General features: G+C 61.2%; 20 protein-coding genes. 9 read left to right on the top strand and 11 right to left on the bottom strand.

The window, feature by feature from the left end:
- Positions 1 to 50: 50 nt before the first annotated feature.
- From HX793_RS13610 to fos, 3 genes are all read right to left on the bottom strand, one after another.
- Positions 51 to 578 (bottom strand): DUF4142 domain-containing protein, encoded by a 528-nt coding sequence (locus tag HX793_RS13610; RefSeq protein WP_177096454.1) that lies wholly within the window; start codon positions 576 to 578, stop codon positions 51 to 53.
- 119 nt (positions 579 to 697) lie between these two features.
- Positions 698 to 1339: a LysE family translocator gene (locus tag HX793_RS13605; protein ID WP_016975134.1), complete on the bottom strand. Its 642-nt coding sequence runs from the start codon at positions 1337 to 1339 to the stop codon at positions 698 to 700.
- Positions 1340 to 1393: 54 nt separating this feature from the next.
- Positions 1394 to 1804, bottom strand: a complete 411-nt coding sequence (gene fos / locus HX793_RS13600; RefSeq protein WP_177050961.1) for a fosfomycin resistance glutathione transferase — start codon at positions 1802 to 1804, stop codon at positions 1394 to 1396.
- Positions 1805 to 1908: 104 nt separating this feature from the next.
- Here fos and HX793_RS13595 point away from each other — a divergent pair, with 104 nt between their 5' ends.
- Positions 1909 to 2148, top strand: a complete 240-nt coding sequence (locus HX793_RS13595) for a CopG family ribbon-helix-helix protein (RefSeq protein ID WP_177050959.1) — start codon at positions 1909 to 1911, stop codon at positions 2146 to 2148.
- The gene (locus HX793_RS13590) at positions 2138 to 2422 is read left to right on the top strand and encodes a type II toxin-antitoxin system RelE/ParE family toxin (RefSeq protein ID WP_016975131.1); all 285 of its coding nucleotides are present in this window, start codon (positions 2138 to 2140) and stop codon (positions 2420 to 2422) included. The genes HX793_RS13595 and HX793_RS13590 overlap by 11 nt, the downstream gene beginning before the upstream one ends.
- 7 nt (positions 2423 to 2429) lie before the next feature.
- On the opposite strand, the gene HX793_RS13585 is transcribed toward HX793_RS13590, so the two are convergent.
- The gene (locus HX793_RS13585) at positions 2430 to 3338 is read right to left on the bottom strand and encodes a LysR family transcriptional regulator (protein WP_438810847.1); all 909 of its coding nucleotides are present in this window, start codon (positions 3336 to 3338) and stop codon (positions 2430 to 2432) included.
- Between the two features lie 77 nt (positions 3339 to 3415).
- Between HX793_RS13585 and HX793_RS13580 the strand changes: the two genes are divergently transcribed.
- Entirely contained in the window at positions 3416 to 3904 is a 489-nt protein-coding gene (locus HX793_RS13580; RefSeq protein WP_177050955.1) for a DMT family transporter, read from the top strand.
- Here HX793_RS13580 and HX793_RS13575 read toward each other — a convergent pair whose 3' ends face one another.
- The 6 genes from HX793_RS13575 to yiaY form a co-directional block, all read right to left on the bottom strand.
- Complete coding sequence (locus HX793_RS13575; RefSeq protein WP_061435646.1) at positions 3905 to 5236, bottom strand: MFS transporter; 1332 nt, start codon at positions 5234 to 5236, stop codon at positions 3905 to 3907.
- A 59-nt stretch (positions 5237 to 5295) separates the two neighbouring features.
- Positions 5296 to 6237: a hydroxymethylglutaryl-CoA lyase gene (locus HX793_RS13570; RefSeq protein WP_177096452.1), complete on the bottom strand. Its 942-nt coding sequence runs from the start codon at positions 6235 to 6237 to the stop codon at positions 5296 to 5298.
- A complete protein-coding gene (locus tag HX793_RS13565; RefSeq protein ID WP_177050951.1) occupies positions 6234 to 7427 on the bottom strand; it encodes a CaiB/BaiF CoA transferase family protein in 1194 nt (397 codons plus the stop codon). Before HX793_RS13565 ends, HX793_RS13570 begins: the two co-directional genes overlap by 4 nt.
- Positions 7428 to 7516: 89 nt before the next feature.
- Positions 7517 to 8425 carry a LysR family transcriptional regulator gene (locus tag HX793_RS13560; protein WP_177050949.1) on the bottom strand — a complete coding sequence of 303 codons (909 nt, stop codon included), beginning with the start codon at positions 8423 to 8425 and terminating at the stop codon, positions 7517 to 7519.
- Positions 8425 to 9099 (bottom strand): NAD(P)H-binding protein, encoded by a 675-nt coding sequence (locus HX793_RS13555; RefSeq protein WP_016975124.1) that lies wholly within the window; start codon positions 9097 to 9099, stop codon positions 8425 to 8427. Before HX793_RS13555 ends, HX793_RS13560 begins: the two co-directional genes overlap by 1 nt.
- 91 nt (positions 9100 to 9190) lie before the next feature.
- A complete protein-coding gene (gene yiaY, locus HX793_RS13550; RefSeq protein ID WP_177050947.1) occupies positions 9191 to 10339 on the bottom strand; it encodes an L-threonine dehydrogenase in 1149 nt (382 codons plus the stop codon).
- Positions 10340 to 10462: 123 nt separating this feature from the next.
- On the opposite strand from yiaY, the gene HX793_RS13545 reads away from it, so the two are divergent.
- The gene (locus HX793_RS13545; protein WP_177050945.1) at positions 10463 to 11479 is read left to right on the top strand and encodes a DUF4917 family protein; all 1017 of its coding nucleotides are present in this window, start codon (positions 10463 to 10465) and stop codon (positions 11477 to 11479) included.
- Here HX793_RS13545 and HX793_RS13540 read toward each other — a convergent pair whose 3' ends face one another.
- Positions 11480 to 12007: a helix-turn-helix domain-containing protein gene (locus tag HX793_RS13540; RefSeq protein WP_177096450.1), complete on the bottom strand. Its 528-nt coding sequence runs from the start codon at positions 12005 to 12007 to the stop codon at positions 11480 to 11482.
- 105 nt (positions 12008 to 12112) lie between these two features.
- On the opposite strand from HX793_RS13540, the gene HX793_RS13535 reads away from it, so the two are divergent.
- The 5 genes from HX793_RS13535 to HX793_RS13515 all read left to right on the top strand — a co-directional run bounded on the left by HX793_RS13535 (position 12113) and on the right by HX793_RS13515 (position 18203).
- Positions 12113 to 12895, top strand: a complete 783-nt coding sequence (locus tag HX793_RS13535; protein WP_016975121.1) for an aldolase — start codon at positions 12113 to 12115, stop codon at positions 12893 to 12895.
- A gap of 27 nt (positions 12896 to 12922) precedes the next feature.
- Positions 12923 to 13795: a dihydrodipicolinate synthase family protein gene (locus HX793_RS13530; protein WP_177050941.1), complete on the top strand. Its 873-nt coding sequence runs from the start codon at positions 12923 to 12925 to the stop codon at positions 13793 to 13795.
- A gap of 201 nt (positions 13796 to 13996) precedes the next feature.
- Complete coding sequence (locus HX793_RS13525) at positions 13997 to 14536, top strand: RNA polymerase sigma factor (RefSeq protein WP_016975119.1); 540 nt, start codon at positions 13997 to 13999, stop codon at positions 14534 to 14536.
- Positions 14533 to 15504, top strand: coding sequence for a FecR family protein (locus HX793_RS13520; RefSeq protein ID WP_177050937.1), 972 nt, complete (start codon positions 14533 to 14535; stop codon positions 15502 to 15504). The genes HX793_RS13525 and HX793_RS13520 overlap by 4 nt, the downstream gene beginning before the upstream one ends.
- A gap of 128 nt (positions 15505 to 15632) precedes the next feature.
- A complete protein-coding gene (locus HX793_RS13515) occupies positions 15633 to 18203 on the top strand; it encodes a TonB-dependent receptor (RefSeq protein ID WP_177050935.1) in 2571 nt (856 codons plus the stop codon).
- Positions 18204 to 18276 lie beyond the last annotated feature (73 nt).

Below are 18276 nucleotides of genomic sequence, written 5' to 3'. Positions count from 1 at the left end.
ACGGCGGTTGGAGATGATCCAACCGCCGTTTTTAGTTTCAAGTAACAGCCTCAACCGTCGCCTTGATGACTTTTACCGTAGGTCGACGCCAAGGCGCGAGCCTTCTGCAAACGCTCTTCCAGCTTGGGCAACGTCTCGTCTACTAAGGCCTTTATTTCCGGCACCTCCGACGCCGCGCCTTCCTGTTTGAACAGCGCTATGGCGTCTTCGTTTTCCTTCACTTGTTGCGCGGTGTAGGCCGCATCAAATGAGTCGCCGTCCTTGAGTTCGGGCATCAGGGTTTCGGCTTTGTCGACGATCTTCTCGCGCGGCGCCACCGGCAGGTCGAGCTTCTTGGCGATGGCCGCCAGGTGCTGGTTGGCCAGGGTACGCTCGTTGATCACCTCGATGGTGTAGTCCTTGATCTCTTGGGACGAGGTCTTGGCGTGGGCCATGCGACTGGTTTCGATATCGGCCATCCCTTTGGCCGAAGCCTGCTCGATGAATTCAGCAGGCGACTGGGCGAAAGCATTGCTGGCGCCGAGGCCCAGCAGCATCGCGAAACTGGCGGTGCGTAACCGGATAGCCATGCGGCTCATGATGGGTTCCTCCAGGCTGAAAATAAGGGCGGGGGAACACACCCCGCCCTCAATTCGAATTTTCAGGGCGGCAAAGGTTTAGAAAAAACTCGCCAGTGCGACGAACGGTCATCGTCGATTCAAGCAGGCTTGCTGCCAAACAGGCCCGGTAGCGCGTGCGCGAGAGCATTGATGGCGAAGCCGATAAACATCACACCACAGAGTTTGGTGATCAGGATTTCATGGCGCTGGTACACCGTGCGTACCCGTTGGGCACCGACCACGCCGATCAGGATCGCGTAGGCCAGCAGGCCGCCGACGAAGCTGAGAAAGATCAACGACGGCAGCATCGACCAGGTCAGCAACTCGGCACGGCTCGACAACAACGCCGTAAACGTCGCCACGGCTACCGGATACGCCTTGGGGTTGGTCAGGCCGAACAGAATGCCGTGCCAGAACGGATGCCGCGCCGCCCCCTGGGGCGCATCACTGCTGCGACGCTGAGTGCGGATCGCGCGCCAGCCGAGCCAGAACAGATACAGGCCGCTGAGTACGCCGAGCACATCAAACGCACCGCTGCCGACTTCCCGCGCGCCCACGATGGCGATCAGCGCCGTAGAGCACCACACCACATCTCCCAGCAGATGCCCGCACAAGAAACCCGCCCCAGCCCTGCGACCACGGGCAGCGCCGATGCCAAACACGGCCAACACCCCCGGCCCCGGGGTAATACCGTAGATGAAACCTGAGGCAAGCACGGCGAGTAGCAAGGAAGGGGTCATGGGCGCGACTCAAACGGAGGGTTAAGAGGTGGAGGGATTCTGCACGTTCCCGCGCTACGGGTAAAACTTCATTCCGGCATAAGGCTTGGCGCGACAGGCTCGCAGCCTTGAGGCCAGGTCACCGACGTGGGCTTCGAGCTTGTGGCCATCGGGGTCGAGAAAATAGAACGAAGCCCCTTCACTGCGGTTGTCGCGCCATTCCTCTACCTGCGCCGCTCGCAGGCGCTCTACGAACCGGGTGAAATCAGCCGCAGCCACGGTAAACGCGTAATGGGTGTAATCGGCCGCCGGCTTCGACTCGCGCAATGGATCGAGCGATAAACATAGCCAGAGCCCCGGCAGAGAGAGATAGGCGCCGGCGTCCCAGGTGGCGTCGAGGTGAAGTTGCAGCAGCTCATGGTAGAAACGGATGCTGCGCGGCAAGTCGGTGACGGCCAGGGTCAGGTGGTTGAAGCCGGAGAGCATGGATACTCCTTTCACAATCGGAGCGCCCCCTGACGAACGGGGGAAACCAGGGACGCGGTGACAATGTAGTATGTTGCACTACATGTCACTACAACGAGGTCGTCATGTCTGTCATGTCCCTACGTATACCGGAAGATATCGCCGATACGCTTGCCAGTCTCGCCAAGGCCACCGGGCGCAGCAAATCCTTTCTGGCGGTTGACGCATTGCGCGAATACCTCACGCGCGAAGCCTGGCAAATTGAGGAAATTCAAAAAGCCCAGAAAGAAGCGGATGCGGGTGATTTCGCTACCGCTGCCGAGGTAAAAGCTGTCGCTGACAAATGGCGCACCAATGCAGGTTGAGTGGCTGAGGGCAGCCCTCAGGAACCTTGACGATGAAGCCGCTTATATTGCTGAAGAAAATCCAAAAGCTGCCCACGAATTTGTCCAGGCAATCTTGACTGGGCTCCAACAGATTGCTGAATTTCCAGCGATGGGAAAAGAGGGACGCGTGCCAGGGACTCGCGAATGGATCGTGCCTAGATGGCCCTACATTGTCCCGTATCGCATCCGAGAGGGCCGATTGCAAGTCATGCGGATCTTCCATACCCGGCGCCAGCCACCCGCATCCTGGTGATGAAGGCTCAGATTTGTAACACCCCCTGCACCCGCCCAACCAACCACTGCAAACCCGAATCCCCACCCCGCCGTGCATGCCACGCCAGCTCGAACGCAAACGACGGAATATGAAAGGGCGGCGGCACCGCAAGCAAATGCTCTTGATCCACAGCTAGCACGCCTCGGGAAGACACGGTCAGGATCAAGTCCGTGCCCCGGATCAACTGCGGCGCCACGCCCCAGTGCGGCAGGCTGATCGCCACATGCCGACGCTCGCGAATCGCCGTCAGCGCCCGCTCGATTTCCGGCGCGCCGCTGCCACGCATTTCCAACAATACATGGGGACGCGACAGGTAGGTGGGCAGATCCAATAAGCCGCTTGCCGGCAGGCTGTTGCGGTCCACCAGGCAGATATAGTGCTCTTCGAACAACGGCGTAGTCCGCAGTTCGGCCGGTATGTCAGGGAACACTCCTGCCGCCAGGTCGAGGTCGCCATTGAGCACGCCATCCACCATGCCCTCACGGCTGGCCTGGATGATTTGCAGATCGATACCTGGCGCTTCACTGCGCAGCGTTCGCACCAGGTCGGGTAAGAAAATCGCCGCGCTGTAGTCAGACATCGCCACGCGAAACCTGCGCTTGGCCGACGCCGGGTCAAAGCGATTCGGCGCCAGCAAGGCCTGCACCTGGGCCAGGGCTTCGGCCAGTGGCGCGGCCAACTCCAGCGCGCGTGTAGTCGGCACCAGATTGCCACCTTGGCGCACCAGCAGCGCATCACCGAGCAGCTCACGCAGACGCGCCAACGCATGACTGACCGCCGGTTGGCTCAGGTGTAGACGCTCAGCCGCTCGGGTGACGTGTTGCTCGCTGAGCAAGGCGTCGAGGATCACCAGCAGGTTGAGGTCGACACGGCGCAGATCATTCATCAGCTGCATGCTCGGCATAAGAACTCGGAATTTAAATTTGCGTGACGAATAGCCTAGAGTCCAGCAAAACCTCTGGGAGATTCGACATGACAACGCTGCATTGGGTGGGTTTATTGGCGCTGGCGGTCATCGCCGGGGCGGTAGTGCCGTTTCAAAGTGCGATCAACGCCAACCTCGGACGCGGCCTTGGGCACCCGCTGTGGGCCACGCTGGCGTCGTTACTGGTGAGCATCATCGTGTTGCTGCCGGTGATTCTGGCACTGCGCCTGCCGCTGCCGAGCCTGGCGTTTATCAGCAAGGCGCCGCTATGGATGTGGGCCGGTGGCGCGTTTGGCGTGTGCTTTATTTCCCTGGCGTTGATGCTGTTGCCCAAGCTCGGCGCCTCGGGGTTTATCGCGCTGGCCATGGCCGGGCAGATTCTGGCGTCGCTGGTGCTGGATCACTTCGGCCTGTTCGGCCTGGTGGAGCGCCAACTGACAACGCCCCGTGTGCTGGGGGCGTTGTTGTTGATCGGCGGCGTGGTGTTGATTCAGTTCAGCGCCACGCCCGCTCGCGCCTTGGCAACCACTGGCTGATCAGCCCTTGTCGAGGGTGCGCAGTTTTTGCGGCAACCCCCACAGCAGCAACGCCGCCGCCAGCAACGCACACACGCCGATCACGTAAAGCGCTGGCGTGGTGCTGCCGGTGAGGTCCTTGATCCGCCCCACCATCACCGGGCTGACAATGCCACCGAACTGACCAAGGGTATTGATCACGGCAATACCACCCGCCGCGCCGGCGCCAGCACCGGCTAGCAGCTTGGGTGGCAGGGTCCAGAAGGTCGGGATCGAAGCGATGATGCCCGCGCCCAACATACCCAGGGCAATGATCAGGAAGGTGGTGTGGTCGGCAAAAATGCCGGCACTGAAAAAGCCCACCGCACCCAGCACCACCAGGCCACAGACGAACTTACGACGCTCACCCGTGGCATCCGAAAGCCGCCCGATCACCACCATGCTGATGGCGCCACACACATAGGGAATCGCCGTGAGCAGGCCGATCATCACCGGGCTCTGGGTGCCGGCGCTGCGGATCAACTGCGGTGCCCAGAAGTTGAGGCCGTAGGACGCCACCTGGATCAGGAAGTAGATGAAGCCAAGCATCAGGAACCCTGGAATACGGATCGCCGAAAGCAGCGAGCCACCATGCTGATTCGGCTCATGCTTGGCGATGCGACTCGACAGCAAGGTCTTCTCCGCCGCCGTCAGCCAGTGAGCGTCTTCGATGCGATCCTTGAGCAAGGTCAGCACCAGGAAACCCAGGCCAATGCACGGCAAGCCACCGAGCAGGAACAACCAGTGCCAGCCGCGCATCTGGAAGACACCGTCGAGGTGTTCCAGCACCAGGCCGGAGAACGGTGCGCCTACCAGGCCCGCAAAGGCCGAGGCCAGGAACAGCATCGAGGTGATGCGCCCACGGAAATGCTGCGGGAACCACAGGGTCAGGTAATACAGCACACCAGGCGCGAAACCCGCCTCCATGGCGCCGATCAGAAAGCGCAGCGCATAGAATTGCCACTCGGCGGTGACAAACACCATGGCCGCCGTCGCCAGCCCCCACGACATCATGATCCGCGCAATCCAGCGCCGGGCGCCGACCTTGTACAGCATCATGTTGCTTGGCACTTCGAAAATCACATAACCCACCACGAACAGCCCGGCACCGAGGCCGTAGGCGGTGTCGCTCAGGCTCAGGTCCGCTTGCAGTTGGAACTTGGCGAAGCTGATGTTGATCCGGTCAAAAAACGCGAACAGGTAGCACACCATGATCAGCGGCATCAGGCGCCAGGCGACCTTGCTGACCAGGGCTTTTTCGGCATCGATTTCAGCGGCCGGACGCGCGCCGGCCTCCAACGTATTAGTGCTCATGGTTTCTCTCCAGCGGGCTGCTCACAGGCGCCCGATTGTTTTTGTTGTCTGGTGCAGTGCTACAGCGTGGCGATGTAGGCAGGCGGTGGATGCAGATCGCAGTTGCGTCCGGCCTTGGCGACCTGGCCAGGCAGTTCGTGTCCCAACAAGGCCGGCAAGCGGCGAGACATATGCAGTAAGTGCGGCAGGTCGATACCGGTATGAATCCCGACTTCATCACACAGGTTCACCAGGTCTTCGGTGCAGATATTGCCCGACGCCCCCGGCGCAAACGGGCAACCGCCCAAGCCCCCCAGCGCCGCGTCAAAACGCCGGGCGCCAACCTCATAGGCGGCCAGCACGTTGCACAAGCCCAGGCCTCGCGTGTTGTGGAAATGCAAGGTCAGATCGCTGGCGGACACACGTTCCAGCACGCGTTTGACCAGGCGTGCCACCTGACGCGGATTGGCCATGCCAGTGGTGTCCGCCAGGCTGATACCCTGGATGCCCAGCGCTTGATACGCCTCGACAATCTGCAACACGCGGTCTTCATCAATCTTGCCTTCGAACGGGCAACCGAAGGTGGTGGCGATGCTGCCGTTGAGCCTTACCGGGTAATCGCGGGCAAAACTGACAATGTCATCAAACGCCGCCAATGACGCTTCGCAACGCATACGCATATTGGCCAGGTTGTGGGTCTGACTGGCAGACATCACCAGGTTCAGCTCATCGGCGCGGGACGCGATGGCACGCTGCGCGCCCTTGAGGTTGGGGATCAGCGCCACGTAGATCACACCCGGCTTGCGCTCGATGCCCTGGAACACTTGCTCGCCATCACGCAACGCCGGAATGGCCTTGGGCGAGACGAACGAACCGGCTTCGATCCGCGAAAAACCCGCGAGAGAAAGCTGGTCGACCAGGGCGATCTTGTCGGCCGTCTCGACCCAGGTCGGCTCGATCTGCAGGCCGTCGCGCGGCGACACTTCCTGCACGATCAGTGCGTCTGAATAATCAGCAATCATTGCACCACCCCCGAGGTTTTCAGGCGTTGGATATCGGCGCCGGTGAGGCCCAGGCTGCCGAGGATGTCGTCGGTGTGCTGGCCCAATGTCGGGCCCTGCCAATTCACGCCGCCAGGGGTTTCCGAGAGCTTGGGCACAATGCCGGGCATCTTCACCGACACACCGCCCGGCAGTTGCGCAGTGAGCAACATGTCACGCGCCTGGTAGTGCGGGTCGCTGACGATATCGGCCACGGAGTAGATACGCCCGGCCGGTACTTCGGCGGCTTCCAGGGCGCTGAGTACCTGCTCGATGGGCAGGCTGCTGGTCCAGTGGGTGATCGCAGCGTCGAGCAATCCACTCTTGGCGGCGCGGCCATCGTTGTGGGCGAATTCAGGTGCGTCGGCCAGGTCGGCGCGGCCGATGGTAGTCATTAGGCGCTTGTAGATCGGATCGCTGTTGCCGGCGATCACCACGTAGGCGCCGTCGGCCGTCAGGTAAGTGTTGGAGGGTGCAATGCCCGGCAAGGCGCCGCCGCTGCGTTCGCGCACATGGCCAAGCATGTCGTATTCCGGCACCAGGCTTTCCATCAGGTTGAACACACTTTCGGCCAGCGACACATCGACAATCTGCCCATCGCCCTGCCCCGTCTTGACCCGCAGCAGCGACATCAGCGCGCCGATCACGCCGTGCAACGAGGCCAGGGAATCGCCCAGGCTTACACCCACCCGTGCCGGCGGTGAATCCGGATTGCCGGTGGTGTAACGGATACCGCCCATGGCCTCGCCGATGGCTCCGAAACCCGGACGGTCGCGGTAAGGGCCGGTCTGGCCATAGCCGGAGATGCGTACCAGGGTCAGCTTGGGGTTGAGGGCGTGCAGCACGTCCCAGCCCAGCCCGAGTTTTTCCAGGCCACCGGGGCGCAGGTTTTCGATCAGCACATCGGCGTCGCCGAGCAGTTGCTTGATCAGGTCCAAGCCTTCCGGCGACTTGAGGTCCAGCGCCAGGGATTTCTTGTTGCGCGATTGCAGGTACCACCACAGCGACGTGCCTTCATGCAGCTTTCGCCATTTGCGAAGCGGGTCGCCCTGGCCCATGGCTTCGATCTTGATCACCTCGGCGCCAAACTCGGCCATCAGCCGGGCGGCGAACGGCGCGGCAATCAGGGTGCCGATCTCGATCACCTTGATACCGCTCAGGGGAGCCGTCATGGGGTGTACCTCTTATTCTTGGAATGTGACGCCAAGACTAGAGGCCAGGGGCAGAAGAAATCCAACCGTCAGTTGGCAAGGAGCGTTCGCTAAACGCGAACACTCAGGTAATCAAACAGCAACCGACTGACCGGCGACAACTGCGCCTCATCGCGCACCACCAAAATCAAGCTACGATCCGACCAGTCATCCGTCAGCGGCACGGCATGCAAACCCAGTGCACGACCAAACAGTTCATAGGCTTTCTGCGGCAGGATGCCGATGCCCATGTTCGCCTGGACCATCCGGCACATCGCATCGAACCCCGGCACATGAATGCGCAGGCGCAGCATCTTGCCCGCCTCACGCGCGGCGGCGTGGGTGCGCATGTTGATCGAACTGGCCGCGTGCAGGCCGACGTAGTCGCTGTCCAGGGTGTCAACAAAGGCCAAGGTTTTGCGCGCCGCCAATGGGTGATCCGCAGGCATCAGCACCACCAGCTTATCGTGGCGATAAGTCACGCTGGGCAGGCCTTTGGTGTCGGTGTCACTGGAGCAGATGCCCAGGTCCGCCACGCCATCCAGCACGCCTTGTACCACGCCATTGCTGGGACGCTCTTCCAGGTCGGTTTTCACTTCCGGATGCCGCTCGGAAAAATCCCGCAGGTCTTCCGGAAGAAACTGAATGATTGCCGACAGATTGGCCAGCATCCGCACGTAGCCCCGTACGCCGTGGCTGTGTTCGCCCAGTTCCAGGCCCATTTTCTCGACGTTGAACAGCATCTGCCGCGCATGGTGCAACAGGGTTTCGCCAGCGGCCGTCAGGTCCATGCCCTTGGCCCGCCGCACGAACAGGCTGACGCCCAGCACCTGCTCCAATTCCATCAAGCGCTTGCTGGCGGCCGACACGGCAATGGCTTCACGGCTGGCGGCGCGCGTCAGCGTGCCTTCCTCAAATACCGCGACGAACAGCTGCAGCGTGATCAGGTCCAGCCGCCGCACCAGGCTCTTGTGCAACATCAGCGACGCTCGCTGGCCAGCCGATTGATCTCGGCCTGCTCCACCACCGGCTGCGGCGCACCTTGGCTCGCCGCCTGCAACATCGCCCGGCCCACCGTCTCGGTGCTCACCACCCAACCCGGTTTCAGCCGTCGCACAAACGTCAACAGGGGGCCAAGCACCGAGTAGAAGGATTGGTAAAGCGGCGTCTTCGAACGCACGCCATGCAAGGGTTGGATGACGCCCGGACGGAACAGGTACACCGCCTTGAAGGGCAGGCGCAGCAAAGCGTTCTCCGTCTTGCCCTTGACCCGCGCCCACATCGACTTGCCCGCTTCGGAGCTGTCGGTACCGGCGCCGGACACATAGATAAACGTCATCTGCGGATTGAGCCGCGCCAGGGTGCTGGCGGCGACCAGAGTGAGGTCATAGGTGAGGTGGGTGTACTTGACTTCATTCATCCCCGCCGACGAAACGCCGAGGCAGAAGAAACACGCATCAAAGCCTTGCAGCAGGTTTTCCAGGGGCTGGAAATCCAGCATGTCGCTGTGCAACACCTGGTGCAGCTTGCCGTGTTCCTGGGTCAGGGGCGTGCGGCCGACAGCGACGACTTCCTGCACGTCGGCGGCCAACAGGCACTCACGCAGCACGCCCTGGCCGACCATGCCGGTGGCGCCGAATAACAGAACTCTCATAGGGGGACCTCAGCGGCAAGCCGCAAGCTTCAAGCTCAAGTTGAACGCATTCAGCTTGTAGCTTAACGCTTGCGGCTAAAGGCTGCCCCTATCAAAACGCGCTGCGAAAGATCTCCTCAATCTGCCGCTGATCCGCCCGCCGTGGATTGGTAAGCCCACAGGCATCCTTCAGCGCGTTAGTCGCCAGCAAGGGAATGTCCTGCAACTTGGCGCCCAGCTCGCGCAATCCTGCCGGGATCTCGACATCATGGGCCAGGCTGCGAATCGCGGCGATGGCGGCCTGGGCGCCCTCTTCATCGGTGACGCCCTTGACGTCGGCACCCAACGCACGTCCTACGTCGCTCAGGCGTTTGGCGCTGACGCTGGCGTTGAAGCTTTGCACGTGGGGCAGCAATACCGCGTTGCACACGCCGTGGGGCAGGTCGTAAAAACCTCCCAGTTGGTGCGCCATGGCGTGCACAAAACCCAGGGATGCGTTGTTGAAGGCCATGCCGGCGAGGAATTGCGCATAGGCCATGTTTTCCCGCGCGGCCATGTCGCTGCCGTCGCGTACCGCCAGGCGCAGGTTGGCGCTGATCAGTTCGATGGCCTTGATGGCACAGGCGTCGGTGATCGGATTGGCGGCGGTGGACACATAGGCTTCGATGGCGTGGGTCAACGCGTCCATGCCGGTGGCGGCGGTCAGCCCCTTGGGCATGCCGACCATCAGCGCCGGGTCGTTGACCGACAGCAGCGGCGTGACGTTGCGGTCGACGATGGCCATTTTCACATGACGGGTTTCGTCGGTGATGATGCAGAAACGGGTCATCTCGCTGGCGGTGCCGGCGGTGGTGTTGATGGCCACCAGGGGCAGTTGCGGTTTGGCGGACTGGTCGACGCCTTCGTAGTCGCCGATATGCCCGCCGTTGGTGGCACACAGGGCGATGCCCTTGGCGCAGTCATGGGGTGAACCGCCGCCCAGGGACACCACGAAATCACAGGCGCTTTCCTGCAACAGCGCCAGGCCTTTCTCGACGTTTTCCACATTCGGGTTGGGCTTGGCGCCGTCGTAGATCACCGAGTCGATGTCCTGCATCGCCAGTTTCTCGGCGATCATGCTCGCGATGCCGGCCTTGGCCAGGCCGGCGTCGGTGACGATCAGCGCCTTGTGAAAACCATAGTTGCGAATGGCGGTCATGGCTTCGTCGAGGCAGTCGGTGCCCATGATGTTCACGGCGGGGATAAAGAAGGTGCTGCTCATGGTCAATCCTCAGAGGCTTTATGCCTACAGCATCAACCTGCGCTACCCGCCGCATCTTGATCAGGATCAACACCGACCCGTGATAAAGTCTCCGTCCAGCCGATTTCGAGTAGACCCGCCGCAATGAAGGATTTCCAGGATATTGACGCCCACCTTGAAGACTGGAGCGCCCTGCGCAGCAGTACGGACTTCAGCGGGATTCTGATCGGCAATGGCGCGAGCCGTGCCATTTGGGAAGACTTTGCCTACGACTCGCTGTTCGAAAACGCCCGCACCGTTGAGGAAAAGCCCCTGAGCCAGTCCGAGCTCAGCGTGTTCGACGCCCTGCAAACCCGCAGTTTCGAGCAAGCCCTGGGCGCGTTGAAGACCACCAGCCGAGTCAACAAGGCCCTGGCGGTCAGCTCGGCGGCGCCGCGCAACCGTTATTACGCGATCAAGGAAGCCTTGATCAATACCATCCACGCCGTGCATATCCCGTGGCGTCTGGTGCAACCGTCAACGCTGGTGACGATCAACGCTGAGCTGAAGCAGTACTCGACGGTGTTCACCAGCAACTACGACCTGCTCAACTATTGGGCGATCCTGCATACACCGGGCATCGATGACCTGTTCCGCAGCGCCGACGCCAGCTTCGATCTGCGCAATACCCGCACCGACGCCACGCGCATCCTCTACCTGCACGGCGGCCTGCACCTGGTGCGCAACCTGGATGGCACCGCGCGCAAACTGCCGACCACCGACAGCACCTTGCTCAGCAGCTTTGCGATCAACAACACGATCAAGACCCTCGATGATGTGCCGCTGTTTGTCAGCGAGGGCAAGGTTGAGGAGAAGCTCAAGACCATCCGCAGTTCGGATTACCTGTCGTTCTGCTATGAGCAGTTGCTCAGCCACGAAGGTGCACTGTGCATCTTTGGCCATGACCTGGGAGCGCAGGATAAACACCTGGTGGATGCGATTCGCCAAGCCAGGCTGACTACATTGGCGATCTCGGTGTCGGGACGCAGTGAGGGGTTTATCCGTCAGCAGAAGCGGCGGTATTCAGAGTTGTTCGATGGGACGGGCGTGGCACTGAAGTTCTTTGCGGCGCGCACGCATCCATTGGGTCATCCTGCCCTGTCCGTCCCTGTCGAACGCTGATCACGCTTCGCTACTGTGCACCACCACCAATAGCTGTGCCTGCACCGGCCCCACCGAGCGCAACCGATGGGGCTTCTGCGCATTGAAGTGCAGCGCATCGCCGCGCTCCAGGATCACCCGTTCGTTCATGAAATCCACCTCGACCTGACCTTCGTGCACAAACAGAAACTCTTCCCCCAGATGCTCCTTGAAGGTCTTGTCGGTGAACTCCGCCGGCGGGTAGATGATGAACGGCAGCAGGCTGCGTTCGCTGACCTGATGGGCCAGCACCGCATAACCCGGTGACGTGTCCGGCCGCTCATGGCTGCGCACCAGGCTGTAGTTGTCGAGGCTGACGCTATCTTCGCTGAACAGCTCTTCGACCTTCACGTTCAGCGCCTTGGCCAGTTTCAACGCGGCGGCAATCGACGGCGTGTTGAGCCCGCGCTCGACCTTGGACAGGTAACTCTTGGTCATCCCGGACTTTTCGGCCAGGACATCCAACGTCACACCAAGTTTTTTTCTCAATAATTTCAAACGGATAGACATGCGCCGCGATTAATCCATGCAGTAAGCGATGAGCTGTGCTTGCCAATGACACAAAGTGTCATATAGCATCATTAGTGTCATTTGCAGCCACCGAGGGCACCCGATATGGCCAAGACATTAGCACTCCCAAAAGACCAACTGGTCAAGCAAGCACTGGTCCAGATGCAAAACACCCTGGCGGATAATACGTGGACCGTCCGGCAAAAGCTGGCGCTCACGTGTCGCATCCTGTTCGAAAACGGCCACGACTCCGGCCTGGCCGGGCAGATCACCGCGCGCGGGCCGCAACAGGGCACCTATTACACTCAGCAATTGGGCCTGGGTTTTGATGAGATCACCGCCAGCAACCTGTTACTGGTGAACGAGGACCTTGAAGTACTGGAAGGCCATGGCATCCCCAACCCGGCCAACCGTTTTCACAGTTGGGTATACCGTGGGCGGCCGGATGTGAACTGCATCATCCACACCCACCCGACCCACATCGCCGCGCTGTCGATGCTGGAAGTGCCGCTGCAGGTGTCCCATATGGACCTCTGCCCGCTGTACGAAGACTGCGCCTTCCTGGAGGCCTGGCCGGGTGTGCCGGTGGGCAATGAAGAAGGGGAAATCATCACCACGGCACTGGGTGACAAACGCGCGATCCTGCTCTCACACCATGGCCAGTTGTCCACCGGGGCGAGCGTCGAGGAAGCCTGCGTGATCGCGCAGTTGATCGAGCGCGCGGCCAAATTGCAGTTGCTGGCGATGGCGGCCGGCACCATCAAGCCGATCCTGCCAGAACTGGGGCGCGAGGCCCATGACTGGATCTCCCGGCCCAAGCGCCACGGCGCCGCGTTCAATTACTACGCCCGGCAGAACCTGCGCCAACACGCCGATTGCCTGAACTGACTTGCCCTTTTCGACCGGAGACTTCCCATGTCCAGCCCCAATATTCACGGCATCATCGGCTACACCATCACCCCGTTCAGCGCCGACGGCCAACGCATTGACCTCGACGCCCTCGGCCGCTCCATCGACCGCCTGATCGACGGCGGCGTACACGCCATCGCGCCACTGGGCAGCACCGGTGAAGGTGCGTACTTGAGCGACGCCGAGTGGGACGAAGTCAGCGCCTACAGCCTGGCCAAAATCGCCCGGCGCGTGCCGACCATCGTCAGCGTGTCCGACCTCACCACCGCCAAAGCCGTACGCCGCGCCCGCTACGCCGAGGCCAATGGCGCCGATGTGGTGATGGTGCTGCCGACCTCCTACTGGAAACTCAGCGAAGCGGAAATCATCGCCCACTACGCCGCGATCGGCGACAGCATCGGCGTGCCGATCATGCTCTACAACAACCCGGCCACCAGCGGCACGGACATGTCGGTGGACTTGATCCTGCGCATCATCAAGCAGGTGGCCAGCGTGACCATGGTCAAGGAAAGCACCGGGGACATCCAGCGCATGCATCAGCTGCATCGCCACAGCGACGTGCCGTTCTACAACGGTTGCAACCCGCTGGCGCTGGAAGCCTTCGCGGCGGGTGCCAAGGGTTGGTGCACGGCGGCGCCGAACCTGATCCCACAGCTCAACCTGGCGTTGTATGAGGCGGTGTTGGCCAATGACCTGACCCAGGCGCGGGAGCTGTTTTACCGCCAGTTGCCGTTGCTGGACTTCATCCTCAAGGGTGGGTTGCCGGCGACGATCAAGGCCGGGTTGCGGTTGACGGGGCTGGAAGTGGGTGATCCACGTTTGCCAGTGTTCCCGCTGGGTGACGTGGGGATCGAACAACTGAAAACATTACTGCGCTAACCCACGATCCCCTGTGGGAGCGGGCTTGCTCGCGAAAGCAGTGTGCCAGTCACCGGATAAATCGACTGACACATCGCTTTCGCGAGCAAGCCCGCTCCCACATTTTTTGCTGTGTACATCCGTAAAATAGAGACAAATGACAATGGTTCTCGATACCATTCACGACTTTCTCCACGTCGTGCTTCGTCAAGAAGGATATCCATGTCTCGTCCCAAGCCCGACCCGCTGTCGGCCGATGCCTTTCGCGGGTTCTATACAGACATCCTGTATTTCCTGCGCAAACGCACCGACAACGCCAGCGACGCGGCGGACATGACCCAGGATGTCTTCACCCAGTGGCTGGACTACCGCGACCGGGCCAAGGTCGAGCAGCCACGGGCGTTTCTGTTCCAGATGGCGCGCAACCTGCTGCGTGATCACTGGCGCAAACAGAAGGTACGACACACCGTCCACTCTGATCAGGCCGAAATGGACGCCGAGCCGGTCACCGACGAGCAAAACGATCCCATGGCCGCCGTGCAGCGCTTGCAACGCCTGGAACAGTTGAAAGAAGTCCTCGCCGAACTCTCGCCCCGCAGGCGAGAAGCCCTTATGCTGCACCGCTTCGAAGGCTTGAGCCAGGCGCAGATCGCCGAGCGCATGGGCATTTCGACCAGCATGGTAGAAAAGCACATCGCTTTTGCCCTGCTGCATTGCAAGCGACGCCTTCAACACGAACCCGGCACGGAGCAGCCAGAATGAACCGCCTGAGCGACACCGACTTGCTGGACATCGAGGACAGTGACTCCATCGATGCCCAAGCCGCCAGCTGGTTTGCTCGCAACCGCAATAATGATGCGGGGCGTGCCGAGCGCAAGGCGTTTGCCGCCTGGCAAGCCGAGCCCGCCCATGCCCGTGCCTATGCCGAATTCGAGCAACTGTGGGCAGACCTCGCCCAGTTGCAACAACTGAACAAACCCGTGGCGCTGTCCAAGCGCAAACCGTCGGTGCGGCGCCCTGCCCTAGCCGTGGCGGCTGCCTTGTTGTGCGCAGTAATGGCCACCCATATCGGCGCGCCCCGAGAGCTGTATCACACTCAAGTTGCCGCTCACGCCAAGGGCATGCGCACCCTGAATCTGCCCGATGGCAGCACCTTGTACGTCAACGCCAACACCCGCGTGCGCGTAGATTTCACCGCGCACCAGCGCATCGTGCACCTGGACAAAGGCCAGCTGTACCTCGAAGTGGCCGCCGACAAGGAACGCCCGCTGTTCGTGCAAGCGGGCGAAGCCAATGTGCGCGTGGTCGGCACCGGCTTCGATGTGCGGCGCAGCCAGCAGCAACTGGTGGTCAGCGTCGCCCATGGCCAGGTCGCATTCGAGCCCGACGCCAAAAGCCCGGTCACCCTGCTGGGCGCCCAGCAACGCGCGATCTTCAGCTACGCCAAGGGCACGTTGCAGCAGCAGACTGTCACCGCCGAAGAGGTGGCCGACTGGCGCAGCGGTCACCTGGCGTTTCGCAACCGCGAGCTGGTCAGCCTGATCGATGAGCTGAGCCTGTATCGTCCTCAGGCTCCGTTGCAGGTCAGCAACGCCGTGGCGCACCTGAAGGTTTCGGGCAATCTGGATGTGAATGACCCCGATGCCCTGCTCAACGCCCTGCCCGCCCTGTTACCGGTGAAAACCGTGGCGTCGGCCGATGGCATCGTGCGCATCGAACCGAGCAAATAACCCTACAAAAATCTTACTTGAGAATATTTTTCATTCGCAGGTGTGGTTTTTCCGAGCAGCCGCGTCTTCCCCCGGTCTGCGTTTGATACGCACACCTTTTCGGCCATTTGGCCACACCGGGGGATTTCATGTTTCGCGCGCCTTGCCACGCTTCGCACCTGTTTCTTCGACCGACGCTCATCGCTAGTTGCCTGGTATTGAGCCTCAGTGCACAGGCCGAGTCGCTCACGCTGCAACTGCCAGCGCAGTCACTGGCCACGTCCCTGAGCCAGGTGGCGCAGCAGGCGAAAATCCAGCTGCTGTTCGATGAAGAGCTGCTCAAGAACGTGCAAGCCCCCGCACTCAACGGCGACTTCACGCCGGAAGTGGCGATTCGCAGCCTGCTGAAAAACGGCGAGTTCACCCTGATCAAGGTCGGCAGCACCTACGTCGTGCGCCCGGACGAGGGCAAGACCACCAACAGCGGTGCCATCCAACTGGATGCCCTGAGCGTGATCGGCACCGGCACGCAGGTCGACTCCGTCACCGTAGGCCGCTCGACTTTAAGCCAGGCGGACATCAACCGTTACCAACCGAATAATATTCCCGCGCTGCTGCAAACCCTGCCGGGTGTGTTTATGGGAGGCTCGCCCAAACCGGGTGGCCAGACCATCAACATTCGAGGCATGGGCGAGGCCGAAGACATACCGATGACCGTCGATGGCGCCACCAAAAGCGGCTTCGAGCGCTATCAGCAGGGCACCGTGTTTATCGAGCCCGAATTGATCAAGAGAATCGAAGTGGAGAAAGGCCCCTACTCGGCCTTTACCGGTAACGGCGGCTTCGGTGGCACGGTACACATGGAAACCAAGGATGCGCCAGACCTGCTTGAAGACGGCCGCAATGTCGGGGCGATGCTCAAGTATGGTTATTCGAGCAATGACCACGAACAGGTCTACAGCTCGGCCATCTACGGCCGCACCGATGATGCTCGCTTCGACGGCCTGGCCTACATCACCCAGCGCGACGGCGGCGACATGAAGCTGGCAGCCACCCCGCCGGACAAGTACAACGAGTTTCCGATCAACCCCAAGCGCCTGCCCAACAGCGCGCAGAATGTCGACGGCGCCTTGTTCAAGGTCAACGCACATTTTACCGACGAACACAGTATGGGGCTGTCGTATTCGCGCTCGCGAAGCCAGCGCTGGACGCCCTTCTCGGCCAAAAGCTACCCCACGCCACCGCTGCAATCGGCGATTGACCGTTACGGCTACGAAGGCGCGCTCAAACGCTTCCTGGCGGATCGCGAAACCATCGACACCACATATTCGGGCAAATATGAATACAAGCCCCTGGACAACCCGTTGGTGGATTTGAAACTCAGCTACTCCGTGTCCGATACCGACCAGACCGATGAGCGCAACGAAAATGCCTCGTTCTCCCTGGCCACCGGCGGGCGCAAGATGGACACTTCCTACAACGACAAGATTCTGGAAGCGCGCAACATCAGCCTGTTCACCACCGGGCCACTGGAACACGCGGTGACCACGGGCGTGCAGATCCGCAAACACATCCGCGAGACCGAAAGCTGGATGCCCGGTGCCGCCTACAACACGCCCCGCTATAACTACGGGCACTTCCAGCCCTATTTCATGCCCCACGGCAAAGTCGACACCAACTCGCTCTACCTTCAGGACGCCGTGACCATCGGCGACGTGACCATCACCCCGTCCCTGCGCTACGACCACGTGCGCAACCGTGGCGAAGCCAATGATGCGCCTTACTACAGCAATCCGAACCCGTCTTTCGGACATGACTACAGCGACCGTACCTACACCGGCTGGTCGCCACGCCTGGCGGCCTACTGGAACATCACGCCGGATGTGGCAATGTTCGCCAGCTGGAACAAAACCTGGCGCGCCCCGGTGATCGACGAACAGTACGAAGTGCAAGGCATCGGCAGCCGAACCGCCACCAGTGTCGACCTTGACCCGGAACGCATCACCGCGATCACCGCGGGCAACGTCACCAACTTCTCCGGTGTTTTCACCCGCGAAGACAACCTGCAACTACGCACCACGCTGTTCCACAACCGTATCGAGGATGAAATCTTCAAGGCCACCGGTATCGGCTGCGAGCGGCAGAACTCGGTCCCGGGCAGTATCGATACGGTCTGCGGTGGAGATATGGCCGCCAAATCCAACTACCGCAACGTCGGCGGTATGACCATCAAGGGTTTCGAGGTCGAGGGTTACTACGACTCCACTTACCTGTTCGGCTCCCTGTCCTATTCCTGGGCCACCGGCAAGCGCGACAACCCTTACACCAACCCATGGGCCACCGGTACTCACGTGTGGGCACGTGATATTCCACCGGCCAAATGGGTGGTGGTACTGGGCACCAAGATCCCGAGCTGGGACGCTCAAGTGGGCTGGCAGGGACAGTTCGTACGCAAGACCGACCGTCTTCCCAGCGACAAATACTCAAGCAGCCTCAACAGCGTGGCCGGCGACAGCTTCTACGACCAGTACGACAACGCCAGTTACGATACCCAGGGCCTGTTCGCCAGTTGGAAACCGCAGCAGGCCGGCCTCAAGGGTACCGAGGTCAACTTCACCGTCGACAACTTGTTCAACCGCAACTATCGCCCAGCCCTCAGCGGCGACCGTGCCTACAGTGAGGGGCGCAACGCCAAGATCAGCATCACCCGCTTCTTCTGAAAAACTGTACGGATAAATCCGCACCCAGCTGTAGGCCCGCAATCAGCGGGGGATGTGGCTAGATGGGCTTCCC

The sequence above is a fragment of the Pseudomonas reactans genome, assembly GCF_013387025.1.
GTDB lineage: Bacteria > Pseudomonadota > Gammaproteobacteria > Pseudomonadales > Pseudomonadaceae > Aquipseudomonas > Aquipseudomonas reactans.
The sequence above is the reverse complement of the archived record's forward strand: the minus strand, read 5'-3'. Positions and strand labels throughout refer to the sequence as shown.